At 51.8% G+C, this 13,371-nt stretch carries 10 protein-coding genes; 5 read left to right on the forward strand and 5 right to left on the reverse strand.

Annotated features, from left to right (window positions below):
- Position 1 precedes the first annotated feature (1 nt).
- Complete coding sequence (gene tamB, locus WC5_RS17260; RefSeq protein ID WP_016231481.1) at positions 2-3,781, reverse strand: autotransporter assembly complex protein TamB; 3,780 nt, start codon at positions 3,779-3,781, stop codon at positions 2-4.
- Positions 3,778-5,511: an autotransporter assembly complex protein TamA gene (tamA, locus tag WC5_RS17255; RefSeq protein ID WP_001269289.1), complete on the reverse strand. Its 1,734-nt coding sequence runs from the start codon at positions 5,509-5,511 to the stop codon at positions 3,778-3,780. The genes tamB and tamA overlap by 4 nt, the downstream gene beginning before the upstream one ends.
- A gap of 205 nt (positions 5,512-5,716) precedes the next feature.
- Here tamA and msrA point away from each other — a divergent pair, with 205 nt between their 5' ends.
- Complete coding sequence (gene msrA, locus WC5_RS17250) at positions 5,717-6,355, forward strand: peptide-methionine (S)-S-oxide reductase MsrA (RefSeq protein WP_016159990.1); 639 nt, start codon at positions 5,717-5,719, stop codon at positions 6,353-6,355.
- Positions 6,356-6,542: 187 nt separating this feature from the next.
- Positions 6,543-7,886, forward strand: coding sequence for a polyamine export protein PaeA (paeA, locus tag WC5_RS17245; RefSeq protein WP_000935031.1), 1,344 nt, complete (start codon positions 6,543-6,545; stop codon positions 7,884-7,886).
- Between the two features lie 59 nt (positions 7,887-7,945).
- Here paeA and WC5_RS17240 read toward each other — a convergent pair whose 3' ends face one another.
- Positions 7,946-8,152 (reverse strand): DUF1107 domain-containing protein, encoded by a 207-nt coding sequence (locus WC5_RS17240; protein ID WP_016231482.1) that lies wholly within the window; start codon positions 8,150-8,152, stop codon positions 7,946-7,948.
- A gap of 324 nt (positions 8,153-8,476) precedes the next feature.
- Here WC5_RS17240 and WC5_RS17235 point away from each other — a divergent pair, with 324 nt between their 5' ends.
- Positions 8,477-9,034 carry a YtfJ family protein gene (locus WC5_RS17235; protein WP_000175263.1) on the forward strand — a complete coding sequence of 186 codons (558 nt, stop codon included), beginning with the start codon at positions 8,477-8,479 and terminating at the stop codon, positions 9,032-9,034.
- Here the strand turns inward: WC5_RS17235 and cysQ are convergent.
- Complete coding sequence (gene cysQ, locus WC5_RS17230) at positions 9,024-9,764, reverse strand: 3'(2'),5'-bisphosphate nucleotidase CysQ (RefSeq protein WP_000893403.1); 741 nt, start codon at positions 9,762-9,764, stop codon at positions 9,024-9,026. The two genes, WC5_RS17235 and cysQ, sit on opposite strands and share 11 nt — an antisense overlap.
- Before the next feature lie 170 nt (positions 9,765-9,934).
- On the opposite strand from cysQ, the gene cpdB reads away from it, so the two are divergent.
- Complete coding sequence (gene cpdB, locus WC5_RS17225; RefSeq protein WP_016231483.1) at positions 9,935-11,878, forward strand: 2',3'-cyclic-nucleotide 2'-phosphodiesterase; 1,944 nt, start codon at positions 9,935-9,937, stop codon at positions 11,876-11,878.
- A gap of 128 nt (positions 11,879-12,006) precedes the next feature.
- Here the strand turns inward: cpdB and WC5_RS17220 are convergent, their stop codons facing one another.
- On the reverse strand, positions 12,007-12,387 hold the full coding sequence (locus WC5_RS17220) for a winged helix-turn-helix transcriptional regulator (protein ID WP_010351323.1): 381 nt from the start codon (positions 12,385-12,387) through the stop codon (positions 12,007-12,009).
- An 88-nt stretch (positions 12,388-12,475) separates the two neighbouring features.
- Between WC5_RS17220 and qorB the strand changes: the two genes are divergently transcribed.
- Positions 12,476-13,336: an NAD(P)H:quinone oxidoreductase gene (gene qorB / locus WC5_RS17215; RefSeq protein WP_000560595.1), complete on the forward strand. Its 861-nt coding sequence runs from the start codon at positions 12,476-12,478 to the stop codon at positions 13,334-13,336.
- Positions 13,337-13,371: the final 35 nt, after the last annotated feature.

Here is a 13,371-nt window from a genome sequence, read left to right on the forward strand (position 1 = left end):
GCTAAAACTCGAACTGATAGAGCAAATCCAGTGCCTGATCTACACCAGACACGGCTTCCAGATATAGCTTTGGCATCAGGCGATAACGTAACGTGAGTGTTGCTATAGAGTCAAATATCCCCACGCCGTATTTCACTTGTAGACCTGGTAATACATAGCCGCTGACCACCACCTGGGAGGAGTCACCTACTCCCTCGGTGTCGAGAGCTAAATTACTTACGCCAAATGTCTCGCCGATTTTACCCACAATCTGACCACTTTGTGCAACCCCCAGACCAATCAGCATCGAGGTCATCGCCGCGCTGTCGCTCTGATCGCTCTCCAGCCCTTGTCCACGCAACAAGTAAGACAACGCAGCCTGTTGCGACATCGCCGGGTCAGAGAAAATCTCCGCTTTCGGTTCATCCGCCAGTCCAGTGACGCGAACACCGGCGATTACGTCATCTTCTGTAGCATCCGGGTTACGAATTGCTTCGATATTAAGATACGGTTGATCCGGTGGACCAGAGAACAGCAACTCGCCTTTGCGAACGATCAGATCCTGACCATAGGCATGGAAGCGCCCTTCCGGTATGTTGATCTGTCCGTTCAGCCCCAGCCCCTGTTTGTCCTGTACGACATTGAGATCGCCCGTCAGCCGCGCTTTCAGACCAAAGGCATCAATGCGCACGTTGTTGCCGACGTGGACAATTAGGTTGCTGTTAATCGGAATCGACGCAGTTTTCGCCTCCTCCGGTTGCAGATTATCGTTGAGCATCACGACATCGCTGGAGACGCCCACCGCACTTTCTGGCAGATCGTGCACCACAATGCGCGCCCACGGTACGTCAACGCGACCATCAAGGGTAAACAGGCTTGGTGTGGCTTCAAATACGACATCTGGCGACACATCCATGCGCACCATCGGCGGTACGGTGATCCGCACCTTACTGCCTTTTGCCGTCACCCGCGCGCGCCAGTTTTCAATCTGACTCCAGTCTGCATCCCCGTTCAGGTAAATGTCACCCTGCTGGGTGCGCACAGTGCCCGCAAGCGTCGAGCGCATACCGTTAAAGTTGACCGCAAGCTGGCTCGGCTGCATATCAAACGGCATAAAGTTGCCATCGATATCCACACCCGTAACCTGGAGCTGACCAAAAAGCTGCGGGCTTTGTACATCACCGCCCAGACGTAAATTAGCACTCACCATCCCCGCCGCTTTTTCCCCACGGGTAAAGATGGGGTTTACCATCGCGAGGTTAAAGTTGCGGATGTTGACGTTGCCACCGAGATTGCGGCGGCCTTGTGGATCGGTCACCTGCACCTGACCATCGAACTGACCATTATTAGTCAGGCGGATGGTCCAGCCCAGTTCGGCGCGGTTGTTACGCAACTCCGCCGTCAGATTCAGCGTCTGAAACGCCACCGGCAGCGCCGCATCGTTGACGGTTTGCGTCACCTGCACGTTACGCCCCGAAAGGGTGATGCTGCCCTGCGGCAACCCTTCTTTGGTGGTGTCCCAGGCTACGTCTGCTTTACCTGTAAAGATACCGCTTGCCTGAGTCGTTTCCGGCATAAACGGTTTCAGCATGGCCAGGTCGAAACGGTTGAGATTCACCACCGCACGCCCTTCAGCCCCGGCATCAATGGTTTGCGGCACGCACAGTTCCGCGTTCGGGTTAAGCCAGCAGTGCGGCCCGATGCTGATTTTTTGCTCCTGATTGCGGTAATCCAGAGCTATATCGCGGGTCAGCGCCCACGGCCCAACTGGCGTCTGGAAGCGGGTATTACTCAGCGTTCCCTTCCAGCGTTCTTCTTTACGATCAAAGCTACCCGCCAGATTGAGCTGTCCGGAAACCGGCTCGCCCTGAATCCGCAGTTGTAGCTCGTGCTGCTTTTCACTGCCTTTCGCATTCAGGGTAACGAGGTTGATATTCACATCCGGCTGCGAAATTTGCTCAACGCGCACGTCGAGTTTACCCGCAATCTGATCGGTGGATTTTATATCGCCTTCCACGCGAACCTGCGCCACGGAGAGTTCCTGCCAGCGCAGGTTGCGCGCGGTGATATCCGCCAGCAACTGCGGTGCTTCCACCGTACCTCGAACCTTCACCAACCCTTTCGCTGTACCGCCCAGCCCTGGCAGCGCGTTATCCAGACCTGGCGCGTTGATCGTGGCATCAAGATTGAGATCTTTTACTCCCAGTTCGCCTTTCACTTCGGCACTGTTTGATCCCAGTTCCAGATGCAGACCTGGGATCATCCACTGCATATAACTGTTGCCTTTCAGCGTACCTTCAACGTTCACTTTGTTCTGTTTAACGTTACCGGTCAGCTTCAGCTCCGGCACGTCCATCTGCCAGGTGCCGCCGTACAGGCTGCCGCGCGTTTTGATCAAACCATTGAGTTTCGACGGCCAGTCCGGGAACTCTTTCACGGTGTTAATGCCGTTAAGCGTTAACTCACCACGCCAGCTAATTGCCTGCTGCCAGTCGAGCAACGCTTTCAACTCAGTTTTCCCTTCCAGCGCCGCGACGGTAAGTTTGTCGAGATTCACCTGCTGTTCATTACCTTTCGCGTCGAGGGTAATGGTGGCTGGCGGGATCTCCTGTCCCTTCACTGCCGTGCGCATAGAGAGCGTGTAATCGGTCATTTTGCCGGTGAGTTTCAGTTTCAGATCGTCCGCCTGATACTGCTTCTCGCCGGTAAACGGCCAGTAAAGCTGTTTGCTGTTCACTTCGACGTTAAGCGGCAGTCCAGCCTCCGCCAGCCGCGTCTGGGCACGCAGATCCATATCAACCGGACCGGAAAGGTTAACGCCAATCTCCAGTTGTTCGCGCAGCGCACCGCCTACTTTCAGCTTCACTTTTTCACCCTTCAACGGCTCCACGTTCAGTGTGCTGTTGAGGGTGAGATCCACCGGCCAGTTATCGGCCAGTTGCGCCGTACCGCTGGCATTGACGATCCCCTGGTTGGAATCGATATCCAGCGCGTCCAGTTTGGTATTGCCGTCGATACTGCTCACTTTCAGCAGCATGGTGCGCACGGTAATGTCCGTATCGCCCGTCACGCGCAATTGCTCGCCCTTAAACTCTTCAATGTTCAGATTGAGCGGCAAATGCACGTCGGTCATTTCCGGCAATACCGGGCGAGAAAAGAGATCTTTCAGCGTTTCGCCGAGCGGCTTTTCATCCGGCTGCGGATTTTCAATTTTCGGTTCAACGACTTCTTCCTGCGCCACTTCCGCCACTTTCGGCAGGGCAATTAGCAGGCCTTTCAGCGATGTCGGTTTCAGGGTCAGGGTTTTCTCCTGCCAGTTCAGACCGGAGGTGAAGTCCATCACCGACACCGTAGTATCATCAATTTTGATATTGACGTTATCCAGCGCCACCCGCGTCAGGGTAATGGGATACGGCGTAGAGAGATCCAGCGGGCCGCTGTCTTCCTCTTCTTCAACCTGCTCTGAAGGGGGCATTTTTTTGCTGTCGATGTTGACCTGAATATCCTTCAGTGCCAAATCGTTAATGCAAATACTGCTGTCCCACAGGCACTCCAGCCCGACTGCCAGATGCAGATTACCCGCTTTAACCGCCACACCTGGCTGCTCATAACGAACGTCAGACAGAGTAAGGTCGCGCCAGCCGCCAGTCACCTTACCGATGTCCAGCCCTGGCACCCAGCGATCTGCCGCTTTAAATACCAGATGCAAACCACTGGTAGTGCCCACCAGAAATGCCACCGACCCCAGCAATAATAAGAGGACGACAACCACGCCGAGGCTGATTTTTTTCCATAAACTCATAATTCTGGCCCCAGACCGATGTAAAACTGTAAACCATGCTCGTCTTTGTCAGCGACCGGAACGGCGAAATCGAGCTTGATCGGCCCGACTGGTGATTCCCAGCGCACACCAACCCCGGTGCCGGTTTTAAAGTCACTGCGGCGAATATCGCTTACCGCTTCGCCGCTATCAACAAACACCGCCCCCCACCATTTTCCGGTCACGTTGTACTGGTACTCCAGCGATCCGGTTATCAGTTTTGATGCCCCTTTCAGGTCACCATTGGCGTATTTCGGGGCGATAGATTTGTATTTATAGCCACGAATGCTACGGTCGCCTCCGGCAAAGAAACGTAGATCAGGCGGCACTTTGTCGAAGTCACCCGTTTCAATCCAGCCCAACGTGCCGCGCGTGACAAAACGATGGCGATCGTAGAGTGTGCGTATCCAGACGTTCTGCGCCTGAAACACAGAGAAATCGACGTCCGAGCCCCAGGCCGTATTTGAGTAGTCGATTGAGTAGCGTTGCGAGTCGCCCCAGGTCGGCATCAGGCCACCACGTGAACGCGTGCGGCTAATCATCACACCTGGATAAAACAGCATCGTGGTGTTGGTAATTTCACCCTGGGTAAAGTGGTCAAGACTCCAGCGTAAGTTAATGGCGCGCTGCCAGCCGCTGGAGAGATCCCAATAACGGGAGGCCACCAGAGTTGTAGAATCGGATTCAGTATCGTTTAGATCGGTGCGCTTAAAACCGCCCTGTACCAGATAATATTGTTCCAGCGGGTTCTTAAGCAGCGGCATTTTATAGCTAAAATCGAGGGTCTGTTCCGGTGCAGAAATACTTGTGCTGGTGGTCAGGCTGTGACCGTAAGAGTTCATCCACGGCTTTTTCCACGTGGCTTTGACACGTGGACCAACGTCCGTTGAGTACCCGACACCGGTTTCAATCGTGTTTTCCGTGCGCGGCGAAACGACGCCGGTAAGCGGCAATACTTTTGTTTCTCGCGCTTTATCAAACTGCGGTGCAACCACCACCGAGTTAAACCAACCAGTGGCGGAGAGACGGCGGTTCAGCTCTGCCAGGTCTTTTGACTCGTATTCATCACCTTCTTTAAACGGAACAAGGTTTTGCAGATACTCATCGCGGATCTGTGAGCCTTCGAAGGTCACATGCCCAAAGCGGTAGCGTTCGCCACTGTTGTAATCAATATCCCAGTAGGCTTTATGCAAGCCAAGTGCAATACCCAACTGGGCTTTGGTAAATTCACTATCGAAATAGCCTTTGCGCAACGCGATGCTGGTTAAGGACTTTTTGAAATTTTCGTAGTCGCCCTGATTCAGCACCGTGCCTATAGCCGGGCGAGTATCGAGCAACTTCAAATAGTCTTTATCGGTCCGTGCTCCACCGCGCAGCACAACATCGGTGCCGCCAATCAAAACGGGCACGCCGGGCGTGACTTTGGCGATCAAAACCTGTCGCCCTTTCTTTGGCGGTGGGCGAAGATCAAATTCAATGGTCGGCTGGTAATAGCCCAGCGCCTTCAGGCCTTCGCGGATGGCATCATCGACACGCGCGCGAAATCGCCGGTCTGGCGTCACTTCATCACTTTCAATCGTAGAAAGCTGTGCACGAACATTTTTTTCCAGCTGTCCTGATAACCCTTCGACCTGTAGACGGACGTTCGCGGCGATAGCAGAACCACCAAAACAGAGTAAGCTTACACAACATAACTGTCGGATATAGCGCACATTTTCTCCTGAATATCCTTTGTTCCTGCCCCTGGAACCCCGTTAAACGGCTTAACAAAAAACCAGCAATATGGATTTAAAAGCAGACTAAATCCAAAATATTTCTTATGTTTTACTTTATACACATTCACGAGAGTTATTGTGTGCAAATACGTCTCTTGTTACAACCTAAACCCCAAAGACCGATTTTCGGGAGAGCGATACCATGAGTTTATTTGATAAAAAGCATCTGGTTTCCCCCGCCGATGCCCTTCCTGGACGTAATACCCCGATGCCCGTAGCCACGTTGAATGCAGTCAATGGTCACTCAATGACAAATGTGCCTGACGGAATGGAAATCGCCATTTTTGCTATGGGCTGTTTCTGGGGCGTGGAACGCCTTTTCTGGCAACTTCCCGGCGTTTACAGCACCGCCGCAGGTTATACCGGCGGTTACACGCCAAACCCGACTTATCGGGAAGTGTGTTCTGGTGATACCGGCCACGCCGAAGCGGTACGCGTGGTTTACGATCCGTCAGTGATCAGCTACGAACAACTGTTACAAGTATTTTGGGAGAATCACGATCCCGCACAAGGGATGCGTCAGGGCAATGACCATGGCACGCAGTATCGTTCCGCGATTTATCCGCTAACACCAGAACAGGATGCTGCCGCCCGCGCCAGTCTGGAACGTTTTCAGGCCGCGATGCTTGCCGCCGATGACGATCGTCAAATAACCACCGAGATCGCCAACGCGACACCGTTTTATTATGCCGAAGATGACCACCAGCAATATCTGCATAAAAACCCGTATGGTTATTGCGGAATTGGTGGGATCGGCGTTTGCCTGCCGCCTGAAGCGTAGCAATAAAAGGCAGAACTAAAGCGAAATGAAGCAAAAATTTAACCCTCTGGCGACTTTACAGTACCTTACGCTATACTAGCCACTGAAAATGTCGGTTCACTCTCTTCGAGCCGGCTTTCAATGTGTATTTCGCACAAATTAATCAACTTCCCCTTCCGAGGATCTGACCTGAACGGTCGGATAAGATATGTTAAACAGTATTTTAGTCATACTCTGCTTGATCGCTGTGAGTGCGTTCTTCTCGATATCCGAGATCTCGCTTGCCGCCTCACGCAAAATCAAACTTAAACTGCTGGCTGATGAAGGCAATATAAACGCCCAGCGCGTTCTGGATATGCAGGAAAATCCCGGCATGTTCTTTACCGTGGTGCAAATTGGTCTGAACGCGGTGGCAATACTCGGCGGTATCGTCGGTGATGCGGCGTTCTCTCCGGCTTTTAATAGCCTGTTCTCCCGCTATATATCGGCGGAACTCTCTGAGCAACTGAGCTTTATTCTCTCTTTCTCGTTAGTGACTGGCATGTTTATTCTGTTTGCGGATTTAACCCCGAAACGCATCGGTATGATTGCGCCAGAAGCTGTGGCTTTGCGTATCATCAACCCGATGCGCTTCTGCCTGTTCGTCTGCACCCCTCTGGTGTGGTTTTTCAACGGCCTGGCGAACATGATCTTCCGTATCTTTAAATTGCCAATGGTACGTAAAGATGACATCACATCTGATGACATCTACGCAGTAGTGGAGGCCGGTGCACTGGCTGGTGTATTGCGTAAACAGGAACACGAACTGATCGAAAACGTGTTTGAACTGGAATCCCGTACCGTGCCGTCTTCCATGACGCCGCGTGAAAACGTGATTTGGTTCGATCTCCATGAAGATGAGCAAAGCCTGAAGAATAAAGTGGCGGAGCATCCGCACTCGAAATTCCTCGTCTGTAATGAAGATATCGATCACATTATCGGTTATGTCGATTCAAAAGATCTGCTGAACCGCGTGCTGGCCAATCAAAGCCTGGCACTGAACAGCGGCGTGCAAATTCGCAACACGCTGATCGTGCCTGATACGCTGACTCTCTCTGAGGCGCTGGAAAGCTTTAAAGCTGCGGGTGAAGACTTTGCGGTAATCATGAACGAGTACGCACTGGTGGTGGGAATCATCACCCTCAACGACGTGATGACCACGTTGATGGGCGATCTGGTCGGTCAGGGACTGGAAGAACAGATTGTGGCGCGTGATGAGAACTCATGGCTAATCGATGGCGGTACGCCGATTGACGACGTGATGCGCGTGCTGGATATCGACGAGTTCCCGCAGTCGGGCAACTACGAAACCATCGGCGGCTTTATGATGTTTATGTTGCGTAAGATCCCGAAACGCACTGATTCGGTGAAGTTCTCCGGTTACAAATTTGAAGTGGTGGACATTGATAACTACCGCATCGACCAGCTACTGGTTACGCGAATCGACAGTAAAGCCACCGCCCTTTCGCCAAAACTGCCTGACGCCAAAGATAAAGAAGAAAGCGTCGCATAACCCCAGAAACATCAACGGCTCCTGAATCAGGAGCCGTCTTATTACTGCATAGCACTTGGTTAAGCCATCTCTGTTTGCAGACGCATAACCTGACGGTTAACTTCGGACATCACTGACAAATGCAGTTTATCCTTCACTTTTGGGATAAGAATCTTACCCTTATCAAATTCAAAAGCGCCAACGTCCTTGATGTATAACCGTCCACGGAACAGGATCTTCACGTACTTCGCCACCTGAAGTAGGTTGTACCGTTGGAAAATTTTCATTGTTGTCTCCTGCTGAGTATTACGCCTTTGCGGTGCCACAATCGGCCCAACTATTATGAGGCGCAAATTTTAATGCCTAATGACTATAGACTATCGGGGTAATGTTTCCAGCGTGTATAAATTTTTTTACCCTACTGTTACAATTATTCAGAATTATCTTTTCGCCTAACCACAATCTTCAGTATAAACATTCATTTTTCATATGATTTGTGCGCTTGTCCGCAAACTGGCACCGCACTTGCGGGAAATTCGATAAATAGCACATATGATTAAAAGCCAGACCCAAGTGGTCGGATCACCTGCATACGATAAGAAGGAAACACTATGACCCTACGCAAGATTCTCGCGCTGACTTGCTTGCTACTGCCGATGATGGCCTCCGCACATAAATTCGAAACTGGTCAGCGCGTACCGCCGATTGGTATTACCGATCGTGGCGAGTTGGTGTTTGATAAAGATCAGTTTAGCTACAAAACCTGGAACAGTGCGCAGTTAGCGGGAAAAGTGCGAGTACTGCAACATATTGCCGGTCGCACCTCCGCAAAAGAGAAAAATGCGACGCTGATTGAAGCAATTAAATCGGCGAAATTGCCGCACGATCGCTACCAGACGACCACCATAGTCAACACCGACGACGCCATCCCCGGTTCCGGTATGTTTGTGCGCAGCAGTCTGGAGAGCAATAAAAAGCTCTATCCGTGGTCGCAGTTTATTGTCGACAGCAATGGCGTCGCGCGCGGAGCCTGGCAACTGGATGAAGAGAGTTCCGCCATTGCAGTGCTGGATAAAGACGGTCGCGTACAGTGGGCGAAGGACGGGGCGTTAACCCCGCAAGAAGTGCAGCAAGTCATGGACTTGCTGCATAAATTGCTTAATAAATAGAAACCCGGAATCCAGGATTCAGGAACGATTCGCGCGGAGTATAATCCAGCGGTTTGCCCTGCCAGTCGTGAACGTGTGCTCCGGCAGCTGCAGCCACGGCATGGCCGGCAGCGGTATCCCAAATATTCGTCGGCCCGAAACGCGGGTAGAGCTGCGCCTGACCTTCCGCCACCAGGCAGAATTTCAATGAAGAGCCGATGGATGTCGTCTGGTGTTCACCAAGCTGTTGCAGATACTCTTTCAGCTCAGCATCCGCATGGGAACGGCTGATGACCACCAGCGGCGGACGGGCGTCGCGTACCTGAATCTGCTTGCGCACGCCGCACTCTTCTTTCCAGGCTTTGCCTTCCGCCGCGCTGTACATGACGTTCATTACCGGCGCATACACCACACCTAATACCGGTTTGCCTTTGTCGATCAGCGCAATGTTAACGGTAAATTCACCATTTCGTTTAATAAACTCTTTGGTGCCGTCCAGCGGATCTACCAGCCAGTAACGTTGCCAGTGCTGGCGGACTTCCCAACCGGGAGGATCTTCTTCGGAAAGAACGGGAATATCCGGCGTCAGGGTACGTAAACCGTCCATGATTACGGTGTGCGCGGCAATGTCCGCCACCGTCACCGGTGAGTTATCCGCTTTGCTGACGACGTCCATCGGTTTTGTCCCGTCGTAGACCTGCATAATGGCATCGCCCGCATTCCGTGCGAGTTGACATACTTGTTCTAACATTCTCCACCTCTTTTGTTTCAGTGGTGTTAACTTGTTGTTTTACTTATACCCTATCGTTACAGAATCCGCCAACTGTGATGGCGTCATCGTTTCCTGATTTATTATTTATGGCATCCTTCACGCTCCGTATGAAAGACGTCTCATCTTCTTGTTCATAAAAGGATGCCCAGATGGTTAAGTTTAGTGCAACGCTTCTTGCTACGCTGATTGCCGCCAGTGTGAATGCGGCAACAGTCGATCTCCGCATAATGGAAACCTCTGATTTGCATAGCAACATGATGGATTTCGATTATTACAAAGATACATCGACAGAAAAATTTGGACTGGTACGCACTGCGAGCCTGATTAATGACGCGCGCAATCAAGTGAAAAATAGCGTCCTGGTCGATAACGGTGACCTGATCCAGGGTAGCCCGCTGGCAGATTACATGTCGGCGAAAGGATTAAAAGCAGGTGATGTTCATCCGGTCTATAAGGCGCTGAATATGCTGGATTATACCGTTGGCACACTCGGCAATCATGAATTTAACTACGGTCTGGATTATCTGAAAAATGCGCTGGCTGGAGCAAAATTCCCCTATGTGAATGCCAACGTCATCGACGCTAAAACCAAACAGCCGATGTTTACACCGTATTTAATTAAAGACACCGAAGTGGTCGATAAAGACGGCAATAAACAGACGCTTAAGATTGGCTACATCGGTGTTGTACCACCACAGATCATGGGATGGGATAAAGCCAATTTATCCGGCAAAGTCACCGTTAACGATATAACGGAAACTGTGCGCAAGTACGTGCCGGAAATGCGCGAGAAAGGTGCCGATGTTGTTGTCGTTCTGGCGCACTCTGGCTTGTCTGCTGATCCGTATAAAGTGATGGCGGAAAACTCAGTTTATTATCTCAGTGAAATTCCGGGCGTTGACGCCATTATGTTTGGTCATGCTCACGCCGTTTTCCCGAGTAAAGATTTTGCTGATATCAAAGGCGTAGATATCGCCAAAGGCACGATTAACGGTGTTCCAGCAGTGATGCCTGGCATGTGGGGCGATCATCTCGGCGTGGTTGATCTGCAACTCGATAATGACAGCGGAAAATGGCAGGTGACGCAGGCGAAAGCGGAAGCACGGCCGATTTACGACATCGCCAATAAAAAATCCCTTGCGGCGGAAGATAGCAAACTGGTCGATACGCTTAAAGCCGATCACAACGCCACACGCCAGTTTGTCAGCAAGCCGATTGGAAAATCTGCCGACAATATGTATAGCTATCTGGCGCTGGTGCAGGACGATCCGACCGTGCAGGTGGTGAACAACGCACAAAAAGCGTATGTCGAACATTACATCCAGGGCGATCCCGATCTGGCAAAATTGCCGGTGCTCTCTGCTGCTGCGCCGTTTAAAGTTGGCGGTCGCAAAAACGACCCAGCCAGCTATGTTGAAGTGGAAAAAGGCCAGCTTACCTTCCGCAACGCCGCCGATCTCTATCTCTACCCCAATACGCTGATCGTGGTGAAAGCCAGCGGTAAAGAGGTGAAAGAGTGGCTGGAGTGCTCTGCCGGACAGTTTAATCAGATTGACCCCAACAGCACGAAACCACAGTCACTCATCAACTGGGATGGTTTCCGCACCTATAACTTTGATGTTATTGATGGCGTGAATTACCAGATTGACGTCACCCAGCCCGCCCGCTATGACGGTGAATGTCAGGTGGTTAATGCTAATGCGGAAAGGATTAAGAACCTGACCTTTAATGGCAAACCGATTGATCCGAACGCGATGTTCCTCGTTGCCACCAATAACTATCGCGCTTACGGCGGCAAATTTGCCGGTACGGGTGACAGCCATATTGCTTTTGCTTCACCGGATGAAAACCGCTCGGTGCTGGCAGCGTGGATTGCAGAAGAGTCGAAGCGTGCGGGGGAAATTCACCCGGCGGCAGATAACAACTGGCGTTTGGCACCGATCCCCGGCGATAAGAAACTGGATATCCGTTTCGAAACTTCTCCGACAGATAAAGCCACTGCGTTTATTAAAGAGAAAGGGCAATATCCGATGAAAAAAGTCGCGACCGATGATATCGGGTTTGCGATTTATCAGGTGGATTTGAGTAAGTAATACACTTCTTTTTCGGCCTATAAATCATCAACCGCATCCGGCATTTATTGGCGGATGCGATGCTGACGTATCTTATCCGCCCTACAAGTCATGAAGCGCAGGGTGGATAAGCGCAGCGCATCCGGCAGTTATGCCGCACGTTCATCCCGCACCGCCAGCACCTCTGGCAGATGAATCTCAATCCAGTCCGCCAGTGCAGCAACCTTTTCGCTCACCTGCTCGCCCAGCGGCGTGAGGCTATATTCCACATGTGGCGGCACCACCGGATACGCGATACGGTTAAGAAACCCATCCTGCTCCAGCGCCTGTAACGACTGCGCAAGCATCTTTTCACTCACCCCGCCCATTTTACGGCGCAGGTCGCTAAAACGATGAGTGCCTTCGCGTAGCGCCACCAGAATCAATACTCCCCAACGGCTGGTGACGTGTTTCAGCACCTCGCGCGACGGGCACTGTTCAGCGAAGAGATTTCCCTCTTTCAGTTGTTGCGACAGACTAACCTGACTCATTTCACACTTACCTTTTTGTACGTACTTACTAAAAGTAAGTTTAGGTGGTAGCGTATTTAAACACAAGACAAAACGATGGAGACTTCCCATGATCGCTATTACCGGCGCAACCGGCCAACTTGGTCACTATGTTATTGAGTCCCTGGTGAAAACCGTCCCTGCCAGCCAAATAGTGGCTATCGCACGTAATCCGGCAAAAGCCCAGGCATTGAGCGCGCAAGGCATTACCGTGCGTCAGGCTGACTACGGCGATGAAGCCGCACTGACATCTGCGCTACAGGGCGTGGAAAAACTGCTGCTGATCTCTTCCAGCGAAGTGGGTCAACGTGCCCCGCAGCATCGTAATGTTATTAATGCCGCAAAGGCGGCTGGCGTGAAATTTATTGCGTACACCAGTCTGCTGCACGCAGATAAATCTCCGCTCGGCCTGGCTGCTGAGCATATCGAGACGGAGAAAATGCTGGCTAATTCTGGCATCGCTTATACCCTGCTGCGCAACGGCTGGTATACCGAGAACTACCTCGCCAGCGCCACGGCAGCACTGGAGCACGGCGTATTCATCGGTGCGGCGGGCGATGGCAAAATTGCCTCAGCAACGCGGGTAGATTATGCAGCCGCTGCCGCGCGCGTGATTAGCGAAGCCGGTCACGAAGGCAAGGTTTACGAACTGGCGGGCGATAGTGCCTGGACGTTGACACAGTTAGCGGCAGAGCTGACCAAACAGAGCGGCAAGCCGGTTACCTACCAGAACCTGAGCGAAGCCGATTTCGCCACTGCGCTGAAAGGCGTTGGTCTTCCTGTCGGACTGGCGGACATGCTGGCTGATTCTGACGTTGGCGCATCGAAAGGTGGTCTGTTTGATGACAGCAAAACGCTGAGCAAATTGATTGGTCGCCCAACGACAACGTTAGCCGAAAGCGTAAGCAATCTTTTTAATGTTAATAACTAGTTAATTAAAGTGGCATCCTCCCGCATCCTCTCTGA

Source organism: Escherichia sp. KTE114, from assembly GCF_000407765.1.
Lineage (GTDB): Bacteria > Pseudomonadota > Gammaproteobacteria > Enterobacterales > Enterobacteriaceae > Escherichia > Escherichia ruysiae.